The following is a 23196-nucleotide window of genomic DNA, read 5'->3' on the forward strand; positions in this document are numbered from 1 at the left end:
GCGATCCAGGGACTTTGGAGGGGTACCCCTCGAAATGCCTGTTCAGGTTGGGTACCGTCAACCTCGCGCCGCAGGCAACCCAGCGGCCCGCCGGTCATCACCATGGCTGAGCGGCGGAGATGAAAGAACGATCTACGGAGGATCACGTGGCCCTTCCCCAGTTGACTGATGAGCAGCGCGCGGCAGCGCTGGAAAAGGCTGCGGCCGCCCGCCGGGCCCGCGCCGAGCTCAAGGAGCGCCTCAAGCGCGGTGGCACGGACCTCAAGCAGGTCCTCAAGGACGCCGAGAACGACGAGATCCTCGGCAAGATGAAGGTTTCGGCTCTGCTGGAGGCCCTGCCCAAGGTTGGCAAGGTGAAGGCCGCCGAGATCATGGAGGAGCTCGAGATCGCCCCGACCCGTCGCGTGCGCGGCCTGGGCGACCGTCAGCGCAAGGCACTTCTGGAGAAGTTTGACCTTGCCTGATCGCTCTCCCGAGCTTTCGACGCCGAGGGGCCGACTGGTTGTACTGGTCGGCCCCTCGGCCGTCGGTAAGTCGACCGTCGTCAACGCGGTGCGCGAACGGCTGCCCGAATTGTTCTTCAGCGTGTCCGCGACGACCCGCGGCCCACGGCCGGGCGAGGTCGACGGGCGCGACTACCGGTTCGTCACCCGCGAGCGCTTCGACGAGATGATCGCCGACGGCGAGCTCCTGGAGTGGGCCGAGATCCACGGCGGCCTGCAGCGCTCGGGTACCCCCGCCGCACCGGTGCTGGAGGCGCTGGAGGCCGGCGCACCCGTCCTCGTCGAGGTCGATATCCAGGGCGCGGAGAACCTCGTCGCCCGGCTCCCCGAGGCGCAGACCGTGTTCCTGGCCCCGCCCACCTGGGAGGAATTGGTCGCCCGCTTGACCGGCCGCGGCACCGAGTCGCCGGAGGTCGTGGAGCGTCGACTGGCCACGGCCCGGGCCGAAATGGAACTCGCCGACCAGTTCGACCACACGCTGGTGAACCACGAAGTCGACTCGGTGGCCGATCAGTTGGTATCCTTGCTGGTCGGACCCGCGCGATAAGCGGTCGACCACCGAGTTTGAGACCACCTCGAAACATTTTCAGTCTTTTGATGCAGGAGTTTGCGTGAGCACCCAGAACCTTGATGTCACCGAGATCGCCGACGCACCGGCGTACGACACCCCGCTGGGCATCACCAACCCGCCGATCGACGACCTGCTCGACCGGGTCTCGTCGAAGTACGCCCTGGTGATCTTCGCCGCCAAGCGCGCACGTCAGATCAACGACTACTACAACCAGCTCGGCGACGGCATCCTCGAGTTCGTCGGCCCGCTCGTCGAGCCCGGCCTGCACGAGAAGCCGCTGTCCATCGCGATGCGCGAGATCCACTCCGACCTCCTCGTCCACACCGAGGGCGAGTAGCGGCACCGTCGACGGGCTGATGACGTCTCCGGCGCGCAAGCGCATCCTGGTCGGTGTCGGCGGCGGAATCGCCGCTTACAAGGCCTGTGCGGTCATCCGGCACTTCACCGAGGCGGGCCACGACGTCCACGTCATCCCGACCGACGCGGCCCTGAACTTCGTCGGGGCTGCGACGTTCGAGGCGCTGTCGGGACACCCCGTGTCGACGACGGTCTTCGATCGCGTCGACGAGGTGGCCCACGTCCGACTCGGCCAGGAGGCCGACCTCTTCGTCGTCGCCCCCGCCACGGCCGATCTGCTGTCGCGCGCGGCGACCGGCCGCGCCGACGATCTGCTGACCGCCTCGCTGCTGACCGCCCGGTGCCCGGTGCTGTTCGCGCCGGCCATGCACACGGAGATGTGGGAGCACCCGGCGACCGTCGACAATGTCACGATGCTGCGCCGACGGGGATCAATCGTGATGCCCCCGGCCACCGGGCGGCTGACCGGCCGCGACAGCGGCGCCGGACGGCTCCCGGAACCGGCGGAGATCGGCATGCTCGGCGACCTGCTGCTCGACGAGCCGGAGGCGTTGCCGTTCGACCTGGACGGCGTGCACATCCTGATCAGCGCCGGTGGCACCCGTGAGGCCCTCGACCCGGTGCGGTACCTCGGCAACCACAGCTCCGGAAAGCAGGGATTCGCCCTGGCGCGCGCCGCCGCCGCCCGCGGCGCCGACGTCGCCGTCGTGGCCGGCTCGACCTCGGGGGCAGGGGATCCGGCCGGGGTGGAGATCGTGCCGATCGCCAGCGCCGTCGAACTCTCCGACGAGATGACCAAGCGGGCCCGGGAGGCCGACGTCATCATCATGGCCGCCGCCGTCGCCGACTTCCGGCCGGTCGTCGTCGCCGACGCGAAGATCAAGAAGGGGGCCACCGGTCCCGCGCCGATCGAGTTGGAGACCAATCCGGACATCCTCGCCGGTCTGGTGCAGGCCCGCGGCCGTGGCGAGATCGGGGCCGACACCGTCATCGTCGGGTTCGCCGCGGAGACCGGCGACGAGAACGGTGGGGTATTGGAACACGGGCGAGCGAAATTCGCCCGCAAGGGATGCGACCTCCTCGTCGTCAACCCGGTGGGATCGGGGAAGGCCTTCGGCACCGAGGACAACACCGGCTGGTTACTCAGCACCGCCGGGACGGAGACGGCGCTGCCGCTCACGTCGAAGACGTTGCTCGCCAGCCGGATACTCGACGCGCTGTCGCCGCTCCTGCACCGCGACTGAGCCCGTCGTCGCGACCCGCCGGGCGTCGGCCGTCGTCACCGGTGTGTAGGTTGGACGGTGGTTTTCGAGCCGATCGGTGGGCGATCGGCGGCACAGGCTCGGAAGGGACCCGATGACATCCTCGTCACGACTGTTCACCAGTGAATCCGTCACGGAGGGCCACCCCGACAAGATCTGTGACGCGATCAGCGACTCCATCCTCGACGCACTGCTCGCGAAGGACCCGCACGCCAAGGTCGCGGTCGAGACGCTGGTGACCACCGGACAGGTGCACGTCGCCGGCGAGGTCAACACCACCGCCTACGCCGACATCCCCACCATCGTGCGCGAGCGCATCCTCGACATCGGCTACGACTCGTCGGTCAAGGGCTTCGACGGCGCGTCCTGCGGCGTCAACGTCGCGATCGGCGCCCAGTCGCCGGAGATCAACCAGGGTTTGAGTTCGTCGCATGAGACGCAGACCGGCTCGGACGCCGACGACCTGGACAAACAGGGCGCCGGCGACCAGGGCCTGATGTTCGGCTACGCCACCGACGAGACCCCCGAGTACATGCCGGTGCCGATCGCCCTGGCGCACCGCCTGTCGCGGCGCCTGACCGAGGTCCGCAAGGGCGGCGAACTCGACTACCTGCGCCCCGACGGGAAGACGCAGGTCACCATCGAATACGCCGGTGACAAGCCGGTGCGCCTGGACACCGTCGTGATCTCGACGCAGCACAGCGAGGGTGTCGACCGTGACGCGACCCTGGCACCCGCATTGGCCGACGTCGTCCTCAAGCCGGTGCTCGCCGAGTTCCAGCTCGACGGACTCGACACGTCGGCCCCGCGCCTGCTGGTGAACCCCACGGGCAGCTTCGTCCTCGGCGGACCGATGGGCGACGCCGGACTCACCGGCCGCAAGATCATCGTCGACACCTACGGCGGCATGGCGCGCCACGGCGGCGGCGCCTTCTCCGGCAAGGATCCGTCGAAGGTGGACCGCAGCGCCGCCTACGCGATGCGCTGGGTGGCGAAGAACGCGGTCGCGGCGGGTCTCGCCAGCCGGATCGAGGTCCAGGTCGCCTACGCCATCGGCAAGGCCGCCCCGGTCGGCCTCTTCGTCGAGACCTTCGGCACCGAGAAGGTCGATCCGGAGAAGATCCAGAAGGCCATCACCCAGGTCTTCGACCTGCGCCCGGGGGCGATCATCCGCGATCTCGACCTGCTCCGCCCGATCTACGCCCCGACCGCCGCGTACGGCCACTTCGGCCGAACCGACGTCGACCTGCCGTGGGAGCACACCGACAAGGCCGCCGAATTGAAGTCCGCGGTCGGGCTGTAGTCCCGACCAGGGCGGTAAGGGCGTCCACGTGAGCGCCTCGTCGCGAGAACCGGCGCCGACGGCCCCGATCGCCCAGGTTCTCCCCATGCTGGGCCTGGCGCATCTGGACCGGCCGTTCGACTACCTCGTCGACGCAGACCAGGACGCCCAGGCGGTCCCCGGCGCCCGCCTGCGCGTGCGGTTCTCCGGGCGACTCGTCGACGCCTTCCTCCTGGCCCGCCTGGAGCGCAGCGAGCACGACGGCAAGCTGGGGTGGATCGACCGGGTGGTCTCCCCGGAACCGGTCCTCACGCCCGAGGTCGCCCAGCTGTGCCGGTCCGTCGCCGATCGCTATGCCGGGACGATGTCGGACGTGGTGCGCCTGGCGGTGCCGCCCCGCCACGCGCGGACCGAGAAGGAGGAGGCGGCCGCCCCGCCGCCACCCTTCATCGATCCGGACCCGGAGCTGACGCGGTGGGCGGCCTATCGGGGCGCACAGGCCTTTGCCGCCGCCGTCGCGGCCGGCCGGGCACCGCGGGCGGCCTGGCAATCGACGCCGGGGGAGGATTGGCCGGCCCGGCTCGCCGAGTTGATCGGTCACACCGTGGCCGCGGGGCGCGGCGTCATCGCCGTCGTCCCCGACCAGCGCGACCTCGACAGGTTGGAATGGGCATGTGCGCCGCTGGGGGAACGATGCGTGACGCTCGCCGCCGGATTGGGCCCGACGGCGCGTTACCGGCGCTGGCTCGCCGCGCTGCGGGGCGGTGCCGACGTGGTGTTGGGCACGCGCAGCGCCGTGTTCGCGCCGGTGCGCAACCTGGGGCTGATCGTCGTGTGGGACGACGGCGACCCCAGCCTGGACGAGCCGCGCGCGCCCTACCCGCATCCGCGCGAGGTCGCCGTGCTGCGCAGCCACCAGCAACAATGCGGGTTGCTGCTGGCCGGCGTCTCCCGCACGGCGGAGGTGCAATCGCTGGTCGCGGCGGGGTGGGCGCATGACGTCGTCGCCGAGCGCGCCGTCGTCCGCGAGCGCGGTCCCCGGGTGCTCGCCCTCGACGAGGAGAACCGGGTCGTCGGAAACGATCCGCTGGTCCGCTTGGCCCGGGTACCCGAGTTCGCCTTCCGACTGGCCCGGACCAGTCTCGATGCCGATCGGCCGGTCCTCATCAGCGTCCCGCGCCGGGGCTACCTGCCGTCGCTGTCCTGCGCCAAGTGCCGGACGCACGCGCGGTGCCGCGCCTGCCACGGTCCGCTGGCGATGGCGCCGGACGGCTCCGTCTCCTGCCGGTGGTGCGGCCGCGTCGAGACGTCGGTGCGTTGCGCGGTCTGCGGATCGACCGAGATCCGGGCGCGCACGGTCGGCGCCGCGCGCACCGCGGAGGAACTCGGGCGCGCCTTTCGCGGTGTCCCGGTCCTGACCAGCGACGGGGCCAAACGCACCGACCGGATTCCGGGTGGGGCCCGCCTCGTCGTGGCGACGCCGGGGGCCGAGCCGGTCGTCGAACCCGGGCAGGACGACGACGGCGGCTACGGCACGGTCATCGCCGTCGACACCTGGGCCCACCTCGACCGGGAGGACCTGCGCGCCGAGGAGGATGCGGCACGGCACTGGTTCTCCCTCGGCGCCCTGGCCCGCCCCGCCCGCGACGGCGGGACGCTGGTGATCCTCGCCGACAACGACATCCCCGTGGTCCAGGCGGTCGTCCGCTGGGACCCCGTTGCCTTCGCCGCCGAACAGCTGGCACAACGCGTCGAACTCGGCTTTCCGCCGGCGGTGACGATGGCGGCCGTCGACGGCACCGCCGAGGCGGTGCGGCTGTTCGTCGACCTCGTCGAGCTTCCGGCCGACGCCGGCATCCTCGGCCCGGTGCCGCTACCGCCGGGGGTGCGACCGCCGCCCGGCGACTTCGGGCCGAAGGCGGAGTTCGAGCGGCTGCTGTTCCGCGTCGACCGCAGTCGTGGGCGGGAGCTGGCACGGGCGTTGAGCCTGGCTCAGGCCCGTCGCGCCACCGGGCGCGACGGCGGACCGCTGCGGGTCCAGGTCGACCCGCCGACCATCGGTTGAGAGGCTCGCGACGGTCGCCGGAGCCGCCCCCTACTATTGATCGAATGCGCGTCATCTTCGCCGGTACGCCCGCGGTCGCGGTGCCCTCCCTGAACGCCCTGCACGATTCGGCCGACCACCAGGTCGTCGGCGTGATTTCACGGCCGGACGCGGTCTCCGGGCGGGGCCGCAAGGTGAACCGTTCCGACGTGGCGCGCCGGGCCGATGAGCTGGGGATCGACGTCATCACGCCGGCCCGCCTCCACCACGGCGGCGAGGCTGACCCCGAGGTGCTCGCCACCCTCAACCGATGGGCCCCGGACTGCGCGGCCGTCGTCGCCTACGGCGGTCTCATCCCGCCCTCGCTGCTGAATCTGCCGACGCACGGCTGGGTCAACCTCCACTTCTCCTTGCTACCGGCGTGGCGGGGCGCGGCACCGGTCCAGGCGGCCATCGCCGCGGGGGACGCCGTCACCGGCGCGAGTACCTTCCAACTCGACGCGGGCCTGGACACCGGCCCCGTCTACGGGACGCTGACCACCGAGATCGGTGCCGACGAGACCAGCGGCGAATTGCTCGCCCGACTCGCCGACGAGGGCTCCCGGCTGCTCGTCGCGACCTTCGACGGCATCGGGTCGGGTGAGTTGGCCCCCGTCGCGCAGCCCGATCACGACGTCTCGCGCGCGGCCAAGATCACGGTCGACGACGCACACGTCGTATGGGATCGGCCGGCGCATATCGTCGCGAGGCTCATCCGGGCGCACACCCCGGACCCGGGCGCGTGGGCGCTCGTCGACGGCGGCGACACCGAGACCCGCCTGCGCGTCGGACCGCTGCGACGGGGGGTCGGCGACGCGCCCGGTGCACCCTCGGCACTGGACCCCGGCGAGGTCGCCGTGACCAAGAAGGCCGTCTACGTCGGCACCGCCGACGAGGTCGTCGCGTTGACGTGGGTGATACCGCCGGGCAAGAAGCAGATGCCGGCGGCCGATTGGGCGCGCGGCGCGCGCCTGGCCCCCGGGGCGGTGCTGCGATGAGCGGCGAACGTCCCGCCGGGGGAAAATACCGCGACAAGTCCGTCGACCCGGTCCGGACGGTCGCCCGCGACGTGCTGCGGGCGGTGCGCGATCGCGGCGCCTACGCGAACCTGTTGCTCCCCGCCTTGCTGCGGGAACGGAGGATCAGCGGGCGCGACGCGGCCCTGGCCACCGAGTTGACCTACGGCACCGCGCGGGCGCAGGGCACCCTCGACGCGATCATCGCCGAAGCCGCCGGGCGCCCGGTCGCCGAGATCGACGGCAAACTTCTCGACGTGCTGCGCCTCGGTGCGTATCAACTGCTGCGCACCAGGATCGGCTCGCACGCGGCCGTCTCCACGTCGGTCGACCTGGTCCGATCCGAGGACGGGCAGGGGCCGGCCGGTTTCGTCAACGCCGTGCTGCGCAAGGTCTCCCAGCGCGACGAGGACCTGTGGGCCGACGAGCTGGCGCCGTTCATCGGTGCCGATCCGGTGGGGCACCTGGCGTTCCGGTACGCGCATCCGCGGTGGATCGCCGAAGTCTTCGCCGACGCACTGGGCGGATCGGTCGGCTCGCTGCAGGCCGCACTGGCCGCCGACGATTCCCGCCCGCCGGTCCACCTGGTGGCGCGCCCCGGCCAGATCACCGCCGAGGAATTGGCGCTGGTGTCCGGCGGCGAGACCGGGCGGCTCTCGCCGTATTGCGTCTACCTGCCCGGCGGCGATCCCGGGGAGCTCGACGTGGTCCGCGAGGGGTTGGCCGGCGTCCAAGACGAGGGCAGCCAGTTGGTCGCGCTGGCGCTCACCCGCGCCGAGGTGGAGGGACCCGACGCCGGGCGTTGGCTGGACCTGTGCGCCGGCCCGGGCGGCAAGGCCGCGTTGATCGGCTCGCTCGCCGAAGTCGAGGGCGCCCATCTCGACGCCGTCGAGGTCTCCGAACACCGGGCCGAGCTGATCCGCTCGGTGACCGCCGATCTGCCCGTCGACGTGATCGTCGCGGACGGCCGCAGCAGCGGCCTGGAACCGGGCTATGACCGCGTGCTCGTCGACGCCCCGTGCAGCGGTCTTGGGTCGCTTCGCCGTCGGCCGGAGTCCCGCTGGCGGCGTCAGCCGTCCGATGTCGCGGAGCTGGTGGGGCTGCAACGGGAACTGCTCACCGAGGCACTGCGGCTGACCCGGCCAGGCGGGGTGGTCGTCTACTCGACGTGTTCGCCGCACCCGGAGGAGACGACCGGCGTCGTCGACGCGGTGTGCGCGGCCACCGGTGCCGAACAGATCGATGCGCGGGCATTCGTGCAGACCGAGGGAATGGCCGAGGTGGGCGACCTCGGGGACGGCCCGCCTGTACAGCTGTGGCCGCATCTGCACGGGACCGACGCGATGTTCCTGGCCGCGCTGCGCCGTCGGGCCTAGCAAGCGACACATACAATCGTGGCCATGTGCCGACCCAGTGCCCCGATGATCGCTCCGTCCATCCTCTCGGCGGACTTCGCCAACCTCGCGGCGGAGGCGGCCGCCGTGCGGGGGTCGGATTGGCTGCACGTCGACGTCATGGACGCCCATTTCGTCCCCAACCTGACCCTGGGCCTGCCCGTCGTCGAAAGTCTCCTCGCGGCGACCGACATTCCGCTGGACTGTCACCTGATGATCGACGATCCGGGCCGGTGGGCGCCGCCTTATGCCGAGGCCGGCGCCTACAACGTCACCTTCCACGCCGAGGCAACCGACGATCCGCGCGCAGTGGCCCGCGACATCCGGGCGGCCGGCGGGAAGGCCGGCCTGGCGATCAAGCCGGGTACCGATCTCGATCCCTACCTCGAGATCCTGCGCGACGTCGACACCCTGCTCGTCATGAGCGTCGAGCCCGGGTTCGGCGGCCAGAGCTTCATCCCCGAAGTGCTGTCCAAGGTGCGCACCGTGCGCAACCTCGTCGATTCCGGCGAACTCGACGTCTTGGTCGAGATCGACGGCGGGATCAACGCGGCGACGATCGAACAGGCCGCGGAGGCGGGCGTCGACTGCTTCGTCGCCGGTTCCGCGGTATACAGCGCGAAGGACCCGGGCCTGGCCGTGGCCGCGCTGCGCGAACAGGCCGCGGCGTATTGGCCGACGGCGACCGTCGGAGCAGAGTAGGAGGGCGGGCGATGGCCGAGCAGCCCTTCGTCGACGCGATGCGGCGAGCCGTCGCGGAGTCGCGCAACGCCCTCGGGGTCTCGTCGCCGAATCCGCCGGTCGGCGCGGTGATCGTCGGCGAGCACGGCGACGTGATCGCGGTCGGCCACACGCAGCCGCCCGGTGCCGCACACGCCGAGGTCGTCGCCCTGGAAGCGGCGGGGGAGGCGGCGCGGGGGGCCACTGTCGTCGTCACCTTGGAGCCGTGCAACCACACCGGGCGTACCGGGCCGTGCGCGCGGGCACTCGTCGACGCCGGTGTCGCGCGGGTCGTCTACGCGGTGGCCGACCCCAATCCGAGCGCCGCGGGCGGTGCCGACACCTTGCGCGACGCCGGCGTCGAGGTGGTCTCCGGCGTGGGTGCGGCCGAGGCGGTCGACGGACCGCTGCGGGCCTGGTTGCACCGCCAGCGCACCGGCAGGCCGCTGGTCGTCGCGAAGATCGCCGCCACCCTCGACGGCCGGGTCGCCGCGCCGGACGGCACCAGCCAGTGGATCACCGGGGAGGAGGCGCGGGAGGACGCGCACGCGGTGCGGGCCGGACTCGACGCCATCGTCGTCGGAACCGGGACCGCCCTCGCCGACGACCCGTCGCTCACCGCCCGCGATTCCGACGGTGCACCGCGGTCATACCAGCCGACGCGAGTCGTCCTGGGGGAGCGGGTGCTCCCGGCGACGGCCCGGCTCCACGACGACGCCGCGCCGACGGTGTTCGTGGAGTCCCGCGACCCGGCCGCGGTCTTCACCGCCGTCCCGGACGCGTTGACGGTCCTGGTCGAGGGCGGCCCGACGGTGCTCGGCGCCTTCTTCGCCGCCGACCTCGTCGACGAGGTACACGCCTACATCGCCCCGACCGTGCTCGGTGCCGGGCGCAACGCGGTCGACGACCCGACGGTGACGACCCTGGCCCAGGCCCACCGATTCGCCCTCGTCACGGCCGTCCCACTCGGGGACGACGTCCGCCTCACCCTGCGGCGGCGCCCCGAGCGTTGACTCGGCGCGCCGACGCTCCGACGCTATTTGCGGCGCAGGAAGAGCCCGACGAGCAACCCGAGGATCGCGGCCACCGAGAGGGCCAGCCACACGTGCGTGTTGAAGCTGAGCCAGCCGAAGGGGAGGAAGTTGATCCGGGTCTCGATCCGGTTCAGCGAGATGAACACGATCGCGATGACCGCGACGATGATGGGGAACCAATGCCGCTTGAGCAGGCCCAGGACCGAACCGGAGAAGCTGGAGTTTGTGGCGTCGTTCGTCATGGACGAAGCATGGCACAGTCGTACCGGATTCGCGGGTCAGACGGCGACTTGGAGTCGTGGTGATCGCAGGTCGGCGCGGCTGGCAGCGGATTCGTCGAGCGTGCTAGCGTTTCTAACAGAGTTCTCGGGGCAGGGTGCAATTCCCTACCGGCGGTGATGACCGAAGAATCGGTCCAGCCCGCGAGCGCCCGCACCGGTCGGTGACGACCAGCGCGGGGTCAGCAGATCCGGTGTGATTCCGGAGCCGACGGTCACAGTCCGGATGCGAGAGAACGCCGCCGCGGCATGTGCCGCGGTCGATGTGCCCTCCCGTCGCCCCCGCGTTCCCGGCCGAGGTGAGTGGAAGAGGAGACGACGTGTTCACCGGAATCGTCGAAGAGTGCGGCACGATCACCGCGAAGACAGAGTTGACCGATGCCGCGCGGCTGAGCGTCCGCGGCCCGACCGTGACGAGCGACGCGTCCTTCGGCGACTCGATCGCCGTCAACGGCGTCTGCCTCACGGTGACCGAGCTCGCCGACGACGGCTCCTTCGCCGTCGACGTCATGGCCGAGACGCTCAAGCGCAGTTCGCTTGCCGATCTCGACGTCGGCGCCACCGTCAACCTGGAACGCGCGATGCGCGCCGACGGTCGGTTCGGCGGCCATATCGTGCAGGGCCACGTCGACGGGGTCGGCACCATCGTCGCGATCAGCCCGGCGGAGAACTGGACGGTCATCTGGATCGCCTTTCCCGAGCAGCTGAGCCGCTACGTCGTCGAAAAGGGATCGATCACCGTCGACGGGGTGTCGCTCACCGTCGCGGCGGTCGGCGGCGAGCAAGGCCAGCGCTGGTTCGAGGTGTCGCTGATCCCGACGACGCTGGCGCACACCAATCTGGGGCAGGCGCGGGTCGGCAACCCGGTGAACCTGGAGGCCGACGTGATCGCCAAGTACGTGGAGAGGCTGACGGTCGCCGCCGGCGGAAAAGAGGAGTCGAAGTGAGCGAGCAGAGGGGCGAGCCGATCCGATTCGACACGGTCGAGCGCGCCATCGAGGACATCAAGGCGGGCAAGGCCGTCGTCGTGGTCGACGACGAGGACCGCGAGAACGAGGGCGACCTGATCTTCGCCGCGGAGTTGGCGACGCCCGAGTTGGTCGCCTTCATGGTGCGCTACACGTCGGGCTACCTGTGTGTGCCGCTCACCGGCGAGGACTGCGACCGGCTGGGCCTGCCGCCGATGTACACCACCAACCAGGACAAACACGGCACCGCGTACACGGTCACCGTCGACGCCCGCGAGGGCATCGGCACCGGGATCAGCGCGTCGGACCGGGCCACGACGATGCGGCTGCTCGCCGCGCCGGACAGCCGGGCCGTCGACTTCACCCGCCCCGGCCACGTCGTGCCGCTGCGGGCCAAGGAGGGCGGCGTGCTGCGCCGCCCCGGTCACACCGAGGCCGCCGTCGACCTGGCCCGACTCGCCGGGTTGTCGCCGGCCGGGGTGATCTGCGAGATCGTCAGCCAGAAGGACGAGGGCTCGATGGCGCACGCCGACGAGCTGCGGGTCTTCGCCGACGACCACGGCCTGGCGATGATCTCCATCGCCGATCTGATCGCATGGCGCCGTCGGCACGAGAAGCACGTCACCCGCGTCGCCGATGCCCGCATCCCCACCGAGTACGGCACCTTCCGCGCGGTCGGTTACAACTCAGACTTCGACGACGTCGAGCACGTCGCCCTGGTGCTGGGGGACATCGGTGCCGACCACGGCGACGACGTCCTGGTCCGCGTGCACTCGGAATGCCTGACCGGCGACGTCTTCGGCTCGCTGCGCTGCGACTGCGGTCCGCAGCTGGACGCGGCGATGCGGATGGTCGCCGACGAGGGCCGCGGCATCGTCCTGTACATGCGCGGCCACGAGGGGCGCGGCATCGGACTGCTGCACAAGCTCCAGGCGTACCAACTGCAGGACGCCGGTGCCGACACCGTTGACGCCAACCTTTCCCTCGGCCTGCCCGCCGACTCGCGCGACTACGGGATCGGCGCGCAAATCCTCGTCGACCTGGGGGTGCGCTCCATGCGCCTGCTGACGAACAACCCGGCCAAGCGGGTCGGGCTGGACGGCTACGGGCTGGCGATCACCGAACGGGTGCCCATGCCGGTGCGGGCGAACAAGGAGAATCTTCGGTACCTGCGCACCAAACGCGACCGGATGGGCCACGATTTGGAGGGCCTGGACGAATACGAACTGGAACTGCCGGACGAGTTGTCCGGCGCGGCCGAGGGAGGCGACGGGGCATGAGCGGGCTCGGGGAACCGACACTGGACTTGGCGCGCGCCGACGGGGTGAAGCTGGCCATCGTCGCGTCGCAATGGCACGAGGAGATCTGCACCGCACTCCTCAACGGGGCTACCGGAGCAGCTGCCGCCGCCGGGGTCGCCGACGAGACGATCATCCGCGTCGCGGGCGCGATCGAACTGCCGGTCATCGTGCAGGCTTTGGCGCGCACCCATGACGCCGTCGTCGCGCTCGGCGTCGTGATCCGCGGGGAGACCCCGCACTTCGACTACGTGTGCGACGCGGTGACGGCAGGACTGACGCGGGTCTCGCTCGACGAGTCCACGCCGGTCGGCAACGGCGTGCTCACCGTCGAGAACGAGGCGCAGGCACTGGCCCGGGCCGGGCTGCCGGACTCCACCGAGGACAAGGGCGCCCAGGCCGTGAACGCGGCGCTGGCGTCGGCGCTCATCCTGCGGTCGCTGTCATGAGCGAGGCCGTCGCCGACGACGAGCGGTCGCAGTGGGACCTGGTCTACCGGCCGCGGCGGTTGATCATCTGGAGTTGCGTGGCCGCGGTTGTCGTCGTGGCCATCCACGCCACTTTCGGCTACCTGCTGAACAAGGCGAACTTCGCGCTCTTCGGACACGTGTTCAACTTCGGCGACAACGGCGTGCGCAACATCGGCGACACCGACCAGTGGTCCATCCTTCTCATCGGTGTGCTGGAGGCCGGTGCCATCCTTCTGCTGACGAGGCCGCGGCTGCGCGTCGGATCACGCGGGGTCGGGGTCCGCAACCTGATCGGCGAGCGCTTCTTCGACTGGGACGAGATCGTCGGCATCTCCTATCCGGAGAAGGGATGGTCGGCGTGGCTGGAGTTCCCGATGGACGAGCACATCCCCGTCCTGGCCGTGCGCAGCGCTGACGGCGAAGCCGCGGTCGCCGCGATGGAGTCCTTCCGCGACCTGCAGCAGCGCTATACGTCGGCCCGGGTCGACGACGCCTGAGGTGGCCGCGGGAAATCGCTCTGCGCCGAGGTCCACTGTTGCTATAGAGCAGCAGATCTCCGCGTAGCGCACTTCGGGCAGCGGACAAACGTCCCGGTCCACCCACGATTCGTCAGCATCGCCGCGACCTTCTCCGCGGTGAGGCAAGGTCGTGTGACAACCTGGCCCCACCCGAGGCGCAGCGATTCGAGGCGTGCGTAGACGGCTGCGTCGAGATCGCGTTCGAGGTCGGCATCTCGGGACCGGGCGTCGTCGTGGCCGACCCGCCCATCCAACTCGACGACCAACCCGATCTCGTCGTACAGCACATCGCGGAAGCCGCGCCGCCCGACCTCGGTGGGCGCCTGTCGTCTCGCACGGGGGAGTCCATGGGGACGCTCGACGTCGACGAGGTAGCGATGTTCGAGGACCGAGCAGGTCCCTTCGCGGAGATCTTGCAGCAGTCCGTGGACCAGCTCTCTCCGTCGGAACCGTTGCCGCGATGCCAAGGCATTCTCGAGACGTCCGGGTGTCGTGACCCGCTCGCGCACGGCGTCGGCGACGACCGCGATCGCCGCCAGCTCGGATTTGGCCTCGGCCGCGACATCGAGGACGGCGTGTTCAATCCGCACGTGTGGTGGCCGCCGGTGCGGCGCGACTCTACTTGCGAGGTTGGCGTACCGATGGACGACGACACCGCTGCGATTAGGAGCGAAACCTTGAGCCTCGCCGGGCTCATCGCACCGATGGGCGCGACATCCCGCAGTCCAGGGCCTGGCGACGTGTGACCACCTCGTCCTGGCTGAACAGCAAATGATCGAGCCCAGTGCCTCCACCGGTTGTGCGCGACTCCATCGGCACAGCTTTCCCGCAGCGCCGTCGTTTCAGCCCGGAGACTCGACCTCGCGGCCGCGACCCTGTGTACGACGCGGAACTGTGGACAACACGCTCCTGCCGACTGTGCCGAGGTCTGCTGTCGTTATGGCGCAGCAGATCTCGGCACAGCAGGCCTCGTCCGGTAAGGCACTGTCCGACGGGCGGACTAATCTGGGACTCGTGCCCGATCCGTCCACCTACCGGCCTTCGCCCGGGTCCATCCCCACCGAGCCGGGGGTCTACAAGTTCCGGGATCAACACGGGCGGGTCGTCTACGTCGGCAAGGCGAAGAACCTGCGGTCGCGGCTGACCTCCTACTTCGCCGACCTCACGACGTTGCACGCGCGCACCTACCAGATGGTGACCACCGCGGCGTCGGTCGAATGGACCGTCGTCACCACCGAGGTCGAGGCCCTCCAACTCGAGTACAACTGGATCAAAGAGTTCGACCCGCGGTTCAACGTCCGCTACCGCGACGACAAGACCTATCCGATGCTCGCGGTCACGTTGAACGAGGAGTATCCCCGCCTGTTCGTGTACCGGGGACCGCGCCGCAAGGGGGTGCGCTACTTCGGCCCGTACTCCCACGCCTGGGCGATTCGGGAAACCCTCGACCTGTTGACCAGGGTGTTTCCCGCGCGCACCTGCTCAGCGGGCGTGTTCAAGCGGCACAACCAGATCGGGCGCCCCTGCCTGCTCGGCTATATCGACAAGTGCTCGGCCCCGTGCATCGGGCGGGTCACCGCCGAGGAGCACCGCGAGATCGTCGACGACTTCTGCGACTTCCTCGCCGGACGGACCGACCGGATGATCGCCGACGTGGAGCGGCGCATGCGGGTCGCCGCCGACGACCTCGACTTCGAGAAGGCGGCCCGGCTGCGCGACGACGCGACGGCCCTGCGCCGTGCGATGGAGAAGCAGACGGTCGTCCTCGGCGACGGCACCGACGCGGATGTCGTGGCGATGGTCGGCGACGAGTTGGAGACCTCCGTGCAGGTCTTCCAGGTCCGCGACGGCCGGGTGCGCGGGCAGCGCGGTTGGGTGGTGGAGCGGCCCGACGACGACACCCTGGGTGCGCAGGTCGAGCAGTTCCTCACCCAGTTCTACGGCGCCCAGGTCGACCAGGACGCCACCGTGACGATGTCGGCCAGCCGCGAGATGGGGGAGTCGGTACCGCGCGAGGTGCTGGTCCCCGAGCTGCCCGACGACGCCGACGAACTCGCGACGTGGCTCTCGGACCTGCGCGGTTCGCGCGTCAACCTGCGCGTACCGCAGCGCGGCGACAAACGCGACCTGATGGAGACCGTCGAACGCAACGCCTCGGAGGCTCTGGCGCAGCACAAGCTGCGGCGCGCCGGCGACCTGACGTCGCGGTCGGCCGCGCTCACCGAGATCCAGGAATACCTCGGGATGGACTCGGCGCCGCTGCGGATCGAGTGCATCGACATCTCGCATGTGCAGGGCACCGACGTCGTGGCGTCGCTGGTGGTCTTCGAGGACGGCCTGCCGCGCAAATCCGACTACCGGCACTATTCGATCAAGGAAGCGGCCGGCGACGGGCGCTCCGACGACGTCGCCTCCATCGCCGAGGTGACCCGGCGGCGATTCCTGCGCCACCGCGCCGACGCCGAGCCGAGCGAGGCGATCGACCCGCAGACCGGCAAGCCGCGGCGCTTCGCCTATCCGCCCAACCTCGTCGTCGTCGACGGCGGCGCACCGCAGACCCATGCCGCGGCCGCGGTGCTCGAGGAGTTGGGGATCACCGACGTGACCGTCGTCGGATTGGCGAAGCGGATGGAGGAGATCTGGGCCCCCGGCGACGACGAGCCGATCATCATGCCGCGCACCAGCGAGGGGCTGTTCCTGCTCCAACGCGTCCGCGACGAGGCACACCGCTTCGCCATCACCTTCCACCGCAGCAAGCGCAGCAAACGGATGACGACCTCGGCACTCGACGCGGTACCGGGCCTGGGGCCGACGCGGCGCACCGCACTGGTGACGGCATTCGGCTCGGTGGCCAACCTCCGCGCCGCCAGCGTCGACGAGATCGCCGCTGTCCCCGGAATCGGTCCAACAACGGCAAAGACGGTTCACGAGGCTCTTGCAGTCGGTAAACAGGAGAACAATGACTGAAATCACCGTGGCGTTCATCGCGGGGATGTCCGGCGCCGGTCGGTCCGCGGCGGCAGACGTCTTCGAGGACGAGGGTTGGTACGTCGCCGACAACGTCCCCGTCTCGTTGATCGGCAAGCTCGTGGAGTTGGCGCGCACCGGCGGCGACCAGACGTCCCGGCTGGCCATGGTGGTGCGGGGGACCGACGACCACCTCGGCCCAGAACTCACCGCGCTGCGCGCCGATCTGGAGGCGTCGGGCGCGACGGTCTGGCAGGTCTTCCTCGACGCCAGCGACGAGGTGCTGGTGCGGCGTTTCGAGCAGGTCCGGCGGCGGCACCCGTTGCAGACCGACGACACCCTGATCGAGGCGATCGGTCGGGAACGGGCACTGCTGGCCAGTGTGAAGGAGCAGTCCGACCTGGTCATCGACACGTCGTCGCTGCCGGTGGCCAAGCTGCGCGAGACGCTGGCGAACGCCGCCGCCGACACCGAGCGCAGTTCGAGCCTGTCCGTGTCGATCCAATCCTTCGGCTTCAAATACGGCCTGCCCATCGACTCCGACCTGGTGACCGACGTCCGGTTTCTACCCAACCCGCATTGGATCCCCGCCCTGCGCGAGCACAACGGCACCGAGGCGTCGGTCAGCGACTACGTGCTGGGGCAGGAGGGGGCCGACGAGTTCGCCCGGCTCTACGTCGACATCATCCGCCTGGTGGCCGACGGCTACCTGCGCGAGGGCAAGCGGTACATGAGCGTGGGGATCGGCTGCACCGGCGGCAAGCATCGCAGCGTCGCGATGGCCGAGGAACTGGGGCGACGGCTCGCCCTGAGCCAGGGAGACGACGGCCCCCGGTTCGAGATCCGGGTGATGCACCGCGATCTGGGGCGCGAATGACCGCGGCGGCATCGCACCCGGGCATCGTCGCCCTCGGCGGCGGGCACGGGCTGTACGCGACGCTCACCGCGATGCGCTACCTGTCGCCGGACCTGACCGCCGTGGTCACCGTGGCCGACGACGGCGGCTCCTCCGGGCGGCTGCGCAGCGAGCTCGACGTCATCCCGCCCGGTGACCTGCGGATGGCGCTGGCCGCACTGCTCGTCGCCCCCGCGGCGCTGGCCGATCGCGCGGCGGCAGACGCCGCCACCGGCGGGCACCGCGCCGACGACGCGAAGCTGTGGGGCGATCTGCTCCAGCACCGCTTCGGCGGGCACGGGGCGCTGGCCGGGCACCCGATCGGCAACCTGTTCCTGCTCGGCCTCATCGAGATGCTCGGCGACCCGGAAGCCGCGCTGACCAAGTTCGGCGAGCTGTTCGACATCACCGGCACCGTGCTGCCGATGTCGACCGAGCCGTTGACCATCGAGGCTGACGTGACCGGTCTGGAGTCCGATCCGCGACTGAGCCGGTCGATCCGCGGCCAGGTGGCCGTCGCGACTACTCCGGGCAAGGTCCGCCGCGTACGGCTCCTGCCCGAGGCGCCCCCGGCCAGCGCACAGGCCTGCGAGGCGATTGCCGCCGCCGATCTCGTCGTGCTGGGCCCGGGGTCGTGGTTCTCCAGCGTGATCCCGCATGTCCTGGTGCCCGATCAGCTCGACGCGCTGATTTCGACGTCGGCCCGTAGGATGCTGATAGTCAATCTCGCTCCGGAACCGGGGGAGACGCCCGGATTCTCCGTCGAGCGGCACCTCCACGTGCTGCACGCGCACGCCGACCGGCTGCGCATCGACGACGTGATCGTCGACGAGCACTCGGCTCCGGCCGGGCGCGAGCGGGACCACCTGGTTCGCGCGGCGGCACTGTTCGGCGCGGAACTACACGTCGGGGACATCGCTGTTCCCGGCAAGCACGTCCACGATCCGAGGCGGGTCGCGGACGTGGTGGAGCGATTGATCGAGTCGGATGCACATCCGTCGGGGGCTCGCCCGCCCCGACGGGAATTGGCATAGTGGGCGCGAGGGAAATGTCGTGAGTGGAGGATCATCAGCAGTGGCGATGACAGCCGCCGTCAAGGACGAACTCAGCCGACTCAACGTCACCCAGGTGAGTTGCCGTCGTGCCGAGGTTTCTGCGCTGCTGCGCTTCGCCGGGGGGCTGCACATCGTCAGCGGCTCGGTCGTCGTCGAGGCCGAGGTCGACACGGGCAATGTCGCCCGCCGTCTGCGCCGCGAGATCCACGACCTGTACGGCTATCCGTCCGACGTGCACGTGCTGCGCAGCGGCGGCCTCCGCAAGGGTTCCCGCTACATCGTTCGGGTGGTAAAGGACGGCGAAGCCCTGGCGCGCCGCACCGGCTTGCTCGACCTGCGGGGCCGCCCGGTCCGTGGTCTGCCCGCGATGGTCGTCGGCGGCAGCGTCGCCGACGCCGAGGCCGCCTGGCGCGGCGCCTTCCTCGCCCACGGCTCGCTCACCGAACCGGGCCGCTCCTCGGCCCTGGAAGTCAGCTGCCCGGGGCCGGAGGCGGCCCTCGCGCTGGTCGGGGCCGCCCGCCGGCTCGGCGTCGCGGCCAAGGCGCGCGAGGTGCGCGGCGGCGACCGCGTGGTCATCCGCGACGGTGAGGCCATCGGCGCGCTGCTGACGAGGATGGGCGCGCAGGACACCCGCCTGGAGTGGGAGGAGCGACGCATGCGGCGCGAGGTCCGCGCCACCGCCAACCGCCTCGCCAACTTCGACGACGCGAACCTGCGCCGCTCCGCCCGGGCCGCGGTCGCCGCGGCCGCCCGCGTCGAGCGGGCGTTGGAGATCCTCGGCGACGAGGTGCCCGATCACCTGATCACCGCGGGACAGCTGCGCGTCACCCACCGGCAGGCGTCGCTGGAGGAACTCGGAAAACTCGCCGACCCACCGATGACCAAGGACGCGGTCGCCGGACGGATCCGCCGCCTGCTCTCGATGGCCGACAAGAAGGCGCGCGCCGACGGCATCCCGGACACCGAGTCCGTCGTCACCTCGGAGCTCCTCGACGAGGCGTGAGGCCCGTGCTGCCCGGCCCGACCGCACCGACTAGGCTGTAAGTCACATCCACTCCGGTCCAACCAGGGCACGCGACGGGTTTGTCCGCGCGTGCCGATCCCATATAGGAGAAAGCACGTGACTGTTCGCGTAGGCGTCAACGGATTCGGCCGAATCGGCCGCAACTTCTTCCGCGCCGTGGAGGCCCAGAAGGCGCTCGGCACGACCGACATCGAGATCGTCGCCGTCAACGACCTGACCGACAACGCCACGCTGGCACACCTGCTGAAGTTCGACTCGATCCTGGGCCGCCTTCCCGAGGATGTGCGGCTCGAGGGCGACGACACCATCGTCGTCGGCGACAAGAAGATCAAGGCCCTGGAGGTCAAGGAGGGCCCGGCGGCCATTCCGTGGGGCGACCTCGGCGTCGACGTCGTCGTCGAGTCCACCGGCATCTTCACCGCGCGCGACAAGGCCCAGGGCCACCTCGACGCCGGTGCCAAGAAGGTCATCATCTCCGCGCCGGCCTCCGACGAGGACATCACCATCGTCATGGGCGTCAACGACGACAAGTACGACGGCAGCCAGAACATCATCTCCAACGCCTCGTGCACCACGAACTGCCTCGGCCCGATGGCCAAGGTCCTCAACGACGAGTTCGGCATCGTCAAGGGCCTGATGACCACCGTTCATGCCTACACGCAGGACCAGAACCTGCAGGACGGCCCGCACAAGGACCTGCGCCGCGCGCGTGCCGCCGCGATCAACGTCGTCCCGACCTCGACCGGTGCCGCCAAGGCCATCGGCCTGGTGCTGCCGGAGCTGAAGGGCAAGCTCGACGGCTACGCGCTGCGGGTGCCGATCCCGACCGGCTCGGTCACCGACCTCACCGCGAACCTGGCGAAGTCGGCCACCGTCGAGGAGATCAACGCCGCGATGAAGGCCGCCGCCGAGGGCCCGCTCAAGGGCATCCTGAAGTACTACGACGCGCCGATCGTCTCCAGCGACATCGTCACCGACCCGCACAGCTCGCTGTTCGACGCCGGTCTGACCAAGGTCATCGACGACCAGGCGAAGGTCGTCTCCTGGTACGACAACGAGTGGGGCTACTCGAACCGCCTGGTCGACCTGATCGGCCTCGTCGCCAAGTCGCTCTAACCGCTTCCGACTCGACTTCCCAAGGAGTCCTCGCATGGCCGTGCCCTCTCTCGCCGACCTGTTGGAGACCGGGGTCGCCGGGCGCATCGTTCTGGTGCGCTCGGACCTCAACGTCCCGCTCGACGACAACGGAAACATCACCGATCCGGGCCGGATCGTGGCGTCGGCGCCGACGATCCGCAAGCTCGCCGAGGCGGGCGCGGGCGTCATCGTCACCGCCCACCTGGGCCGGCCCAAGGGGGAGCCGGATCCGAAGCTCTCGTTGGCACCGGTGGCCGCGCGGTTGGGCGAGGAGTTGGGCCGCAACGTGCAGCTCGCCTCCGACGTGGTGGGCACGGATGCGCTCGCCCGGGCCGAGGGGCTGACCGACGGCGACGTCCTCCTGCTGGAGAACATCCGGTTCGATCCGCGGGAGACCAGCAAGGACGACGCCGAGCGGGAGTCGCTCGCGAAGGCGCTCGTCGAACTCACCGGCACCGACGGTGCGTTCGTCTCCGACGGCTTCGGCGTCGTGCATCGCAAGCAGGCGTCGGTCTACGACGTCGCGAAGCTGCTGCCGCACTACGCGGGCGACCTGGTCCACACCGAGGTGCAGGTGCTCTCGCGCCTGACCGAGGACCCGGCGCGGCCGTACGCGGTGGTGCTCGGCGGCTCGAAGGTGTCCGACAAGCTGGGCGTCATCGAGGCGCTGGCGCCGAAGGTCGACACCCTGGTCATCGGCGGCGGGATGGCATTCACCTTCCTCGCGGCCCAGGGCTACGGGGTCGGGACGTCGCTGCTGCAAGAGGACCAGATCGACGTCTGCAAGGATCTGCTCGACCGCTTCGCCGACGTCATCCGCCTGCCCGTCGACGTCGTCGTCGCCGACAAGTTCGCCGCGGATGCGGATTCGAAGACGGTGGCGGCCGACCAGATCCCCGACGGCTGGATGGGGCTCGACATCGGGCCGGAGTCGGTCAAGCGGTTCGCCGCGGTCCTCTCTGGTGCCAAGACGATCTTCTGGAACGGCCCGTCGGGCGTCTTCGAGTTCGAGAAGTTCGCCGCCGGCACCAAGGGGGTCGCGGAGGCGATCGCGGCCACGACGAAGGACGGCGCGTTCACCGTCGTCGGCGGCGGCGACTCGGCTGCCGCGGTCCGCGCACTGGGCATCCCGGACAGCGATTTCTCGCATATCTCGACCGGCGGCGGCGCATCGTTGGAGTATCTCGAGGGCAAGGAATTGCCGGGACTGACCGTGTTGGGAGAAGCCAATGGCGTCTAGCCGCAAGCCGCTCATCGCCGGCAACTGGAAGATGAACATGACGCACCTCGAGGCGATCGCCCTGGTGCAGAACATCGATTTCCGGCTGCCGAACAAGTACTACGAGAAGGTCGACGTGACGGTGATCCCGCCGTTCACCGACATCCGCAGCGTGCAGACGATCGTCGACGGCGACAAGCTGCTGCTCACCTACGGTGCACAGGACCTGTCCGAACACGATTCCGGTGCGTACACCGGTGAGATCAGCGGCGCCTTCCTGGCCAAGCTGGACTGCACCTTCGTCGTCGTCGGCCACTCCGAGCGCCGTACCTACCACCAGGAGACCGACGAGGTCGTCCTGGCGAAGACCAAGGCCGCGCTGCGCCACGAGTTGACCCCGATCGTCTGCATCGGCGAGGGGCTCGAGGTGCGCGAGGCCGGCGACCACATCGCGTTCAACACCGCGCAGCTCAAGGGCTCCCTGGCCGGTCTGAGCGCCGCGGAGATCGCCAAGACGGTCATCGCCTACGAGCCCGTGTGGGCCATCGGCACCGGCCGCGTCGCCAGCGCCGACGATGCGCAGGAAGTCTGCGCCGCGGTCCGCGCCACCGTCGCCGAGCTGGCCGACGACGCGACTGCCGAGAAGATCCGCATCCTCTACGGCGGCTCGGTCAACGCGAAGAACATCGCCGATCTGATCGCGCAGCCCGACGTCGACGGCGCGCTCGTCGGCGGCGCCTCGCTGAAGGCCGACGAGTTCGCGACCCTCTCCGCCATCGCCGCGGGCGGCCCGCTCCCGTAGTCCCGGCCCCGAGTCGCGTACACTCTTCGGTGGCCGTCGCGCCGATTGGACCCAAGTAGAAGCAAGGACCCGCTCCAGTGAAACTCGCCCTTCAGATCGGAATCGCCGTCACCAGCTTGCTGTTGGTGGTGCTGGTCCTGCTGCACCGCGGCAAGGGTGGCGGACTCTCGTCGCTGTTCGGCGGCGGCGTGCAGTCGAGCCTGTCGGGTTCGAGCGTGGTGGAGCGCAACCTCGACCGCATGACCATCATCGTCGGATTCCTGTGGGTCGTCCTGATCGTCGGCATGGAATTGCAGATCAAGCTTTCGCACTGATTGTGATCTGATCGCCCCCGGGTCGCCGG

Annotated in this window: 24 protein-coding genes and 1 riboswitch; of the genes, 23 read left to right on the plus strand and 1 reads right to left on the minus strand. The window is 70.2% G+C overall.

The annotated features are described in order from the left end of the window. Positions 1-146: 146 nt before the first annotated feature. From mihF to ribD, 10 genes are all read left to right on the plus strand, one after another. Positions 147-464: an integration host factor, actinobacterial type gene (gene mihF, locus HUN08_RS08855; protein ID WP_007323128.1), complete on the plus strand. Its 318-nt coding sequence runs from the start codon at positions 147-149 to the stop codon at positions 462-464. After that, positions 457-1050, plus strand: a complete 594-nt coding sequence (gene gmk / locus HUN08_RS08860) for a guanylate kinase (RefSeq protein WP_124246363.1) — start codon at positions 457-459, stop codon at positions 1048-1050. The genes mihF and gmk overlap by 8 nt, the downstream gene beginning before the upstream one ends. Positions 1051-1114: 64 nt before the next feature. After that, complete coding sequence (gene rpoZ / locus HUN08_RS08865; RefSeq protein ID WP_124246364.1) at positions 1115-1411, plus strand: DNA-directed RNA polymerase subunit omega; 297 nt, start codon at positions 1115-1117, stop codon at positions 1409-1411. 19 nt (positions 1412-1430) lie between these two features. Next, positions 1431-2675 carry a bifunctional phosphopantothenoylcysteine decarboxylase/phosphopantothenate--cysteine ligase CoaBC gene (gene coaBC / locus HUN08_RS08870; protein WP_124246365.1) on the plus strand — a complete coding sequence of 415 codons (1245 nt, stop codon included), beginning with the start codon at positions 1431-1433 and terminating at the stop codon, positions 2673-2675. A gap of 112 nt (positions 2676-2787) precedes the next feature. Further along, the gene (metK, locus tag HUN08_RS08875; protein ID WP_124246366.1) at positions 2788-3996 is read left to right on the plus strand and encodes a methionine adenosyltransferase; all 1209 of its coding nucleotides are present in this window, start codon (positions 2788-2790) and stop codon (positions 3994-3996) included. A gap of 85 nt (positions 3997-4081) precedes the next feature. Beyond that, on the plus strand, positions 4082-6040 hold the full coding sequence (locus HUN08_RS08880) for a primosomal protein N' (protein ID WP_124246626.1): 1959 nt from the start codon (positions 4082-4084) through the stop codon (positions 6038-6040). Positions 6041-6084: 44 nt separating this feature from the next. Then, entirely contained in the window at positions 6085-7056 is a 972-nt protein-coding gene (locus HUN08_RS08885) for a methionyl-tRNA formyltransferase (protein ID WP_124246367.1), read from the plus strand. Continuing rightward, complete coding sequence (locus HUN08_RS08890) at positions 7053-8450, plus strand: RsmB/NOP family class I SAM-dependent RNA methyltransferase (protein ID WP_124246368.1); 1398 nt, start codon at positions 7053-7055, stop codon at positions 8448-8450. Before HUN08_RS08885 ends, HUN08_RS08890 begins: the two co-directional genes overlap by 4 nt. Positions 8451-8474: 24 nt before the next feature. Further along, a complete protein-coding gene (gene rpe / locus HUN08_RS08895; protein WP_301546954.1) occupies positions 8475-9170 on the plus strand; it encodes a ribulose-phosphate 3-epimerase in 696 nt (231 codons plus the stop codon). 11 nt (positions 9171-9181) lie between these two features. Then, positions 9182-10201: a bifunctional diaminohydroxyphosphoribosylaminopyrimidine deaminase/5-amino-6-(5-phosphoribosylamino)uracil reductase RibD gene (gene ribD, locus HUN08_RS08900; protein ID WP_124246369.1), complete on the plus strand. Its 1020-nt coding sequence runs from the start codon at positions 9182-9184 to the stop codon at positions 10199-10201. A 23-nt stretch (positions 10202-10224) separates the two neighbouring features. Here the strand turns inward: ribD and HUN08_RS08905 are convergent, their stop codons facing one another. Beyond that, positions 10225-10464, minus strand: a complete 240-nt coding sequence (locus tag HUN08_RS08905) for a DUF1049 domain-containing protein (protein ID WP_124246370.1) — start codon at positions 10462-10464, stop codon at positions 10225-10227. Between the two features lie 116 nt (positions 10465-10580). Further along, positions 10581-10742, plus strand: a riboswitch (FMN riboswitch). Positions 10743-10820: 78 nt separating this feature from the next. Between HUN08_RS08905 and HUN08_RS08910 the strand changes: the two genes are divergently transcribed. The 13 genes from HUN08_RS08910 to secG all read left to right on the plus strand — a co-directional run bounded on the left by HUN08_RS08910 (position 10821) and on the right by secG (position 23167). Next, positions 10821-11447 (plus strand): riboflavin synthase, encoded by a 627-nt coding sequence (locus tag HUN08_RS08910; protein ID WP_124246371.1) that lies wholly within the window; start codon positions 10821-10823, stop codon positions 11445-11447. Further along, positions 11444-12748 carry a bifunctional 3,4-dihydroxy-2-butanone-4-phosphate synthase/GTP cyclohydrolase II gene (locus HUN08_RS08915; RefSeq protein WP_124246372.1) on the plus strand — a complete coding sequence of 435 codons (1305 nt, stop codon included), beginning with the start codon at positions 11444-11446 and terminating at the stop codon, positions 12746-12748. The genes HUN08_RS08910 and HUN08_RS08915 overlap by 4 nt, the downstream gene beginning before the upstream one ends. Next, a complete protein-coding gene (ribH, locus tag HUN08_RS08920; protein ID WP_124246373.1) occupies positions 12745-13215 on the plus strand; it encodes a 6,7-dimethyl-8-ribityllumazine synthase in 471 nt (156 codons plus the stop codon). Before HUN08_RS08915 ends, ribH begins: the two co-directional genes overlap by 4 nt. Continuing rightward, a complete protein-coding gene (locus HUN08_RS08925) occupies positions 13212-13733 on the plus strand; it encodes a PH domain-containing protein (protein WP_124246374.1) in 522 nt (173 codons plus the stop codon). Before ribH ends, HUN08_RS08925 begins: the two co-directional genes overlap by 4 nt. A gap of 254 nt (positions 13734-13987) precedes the next feature. Next, a complete protein-coding gene (locus HUN08_RS08930; protein ID WP_124246375.1) occupies positions 13988-14500 on the plus strand; it encodes a hypothetical protein in 513 nt (170 codons plus the stop codon). Positions 14501-14768: 268 nt separating this feature from the next. After that, on the plus strand, positions 14769-16721 hold the full coding sequence (gene uvrC, locus HUN08_RS08935; RefSeq protein ID WP_124246628.1) for an excinuclease ABC subunit UvrC: 1953 nt from the start codon (positions 14769-14771) through the stop codon (positions 16719-16721). Then, a complete protein-coding gene (gene rapZ / locus HUN08_RS08940) occupies positions 16714-17598 on the plus strand; it encodes an RNase adapter RapZ (RefSeq protein WP_124246376.1) in 885 nt (294 codons plus the stop codon). Before uvrC ends, rapZ begins: the two co-directional genes overlap by 8 nt. Further along, positions 17595-18650 carry a uridine diphosphate-N-acetylglucosamine-binding protein YvcK gene (yvcK, locus tag HUN08_RS08945; RefSeq protein WP_124246377.1) on the plus strand — a complete coding sequence of 352 codons (1056 nt, stop codon included), beginning with the start codon at positions 17595-17597 and terminating at the stop codon, positions 18648-18650. The genes rapZ and yvcK overlap by 4 nt, the downstream gene beginning before the upstream one ends. Positions 18651-18696: 46 nt before the next feature. Then, complete coding sequence (gene whiA / locus HUN08_RS08950) at positions 18697-19674, plus strand: DNA-binding protein WhiA (protein WP_174900981.1); 978 nt, start codon at positions 18697-18699, stop codon at positions 19672-19674. A 117-nt stretch (positions 19675-19791) separates the two neighbouring features. After that, on the plus strand, positions 19792-20811 hold the full coding sequence (gene gap, locus HUN08_RS08955) for a type I glyceraldehyde-3-phosphate dehydrogenase (RefSeq protein ID WP_124246379.1): 1020 nt from the start codon (positions 19792-19794) through the stop codon (positions 20809-20811). A gap of 34 nt (positions 20812-20845) precedes the next feature. Next, positions 20846-22072: a phosphoglycerate kinase gene (gene pgk / locus HUN08_RS08960; RefSeq protein WP_124246380.1), complete on the plus strand. Its 1227-nt coding sequence runs from the start codon at positions 20846-20848 to the stop codon at positions 22070-22072. Beyond that, positions 22062-22853, plus strand: a complete 792-nt coding sequence (tpiA, locus tag HUN08_RS08965) for a triose-phosphate isomerase (RefSeq protein ID WP_124246381.1) — start codon at positions 22062-22064, stop codon at positions 22851-22853. Before pgk ends, tpiA begins: the two co-directional genes overlap by 11 nt. A 77-nt stretch (positions 22854-22930) precedes the next feature. Then, entirely contained in the window at positions 22931-23167 is a 237-nt protein-coding gene (secG, locus tag HUN08_RS08970; protein WP_124246382.1) for a preprotein translocase subunit SecG, read from the plus strand. Positions 23168-23196: the final 29 nt, after the last annotated feature.

This window comes from Gordonia sp. X0973, assembly GCF_013348785.1.
Taxonomy (GTDB): domain Bacteria; phylum Actinomycetota; class Actinomycetes; order Mycobacteriales; family Mycobacteriaceae; genus Gordonia.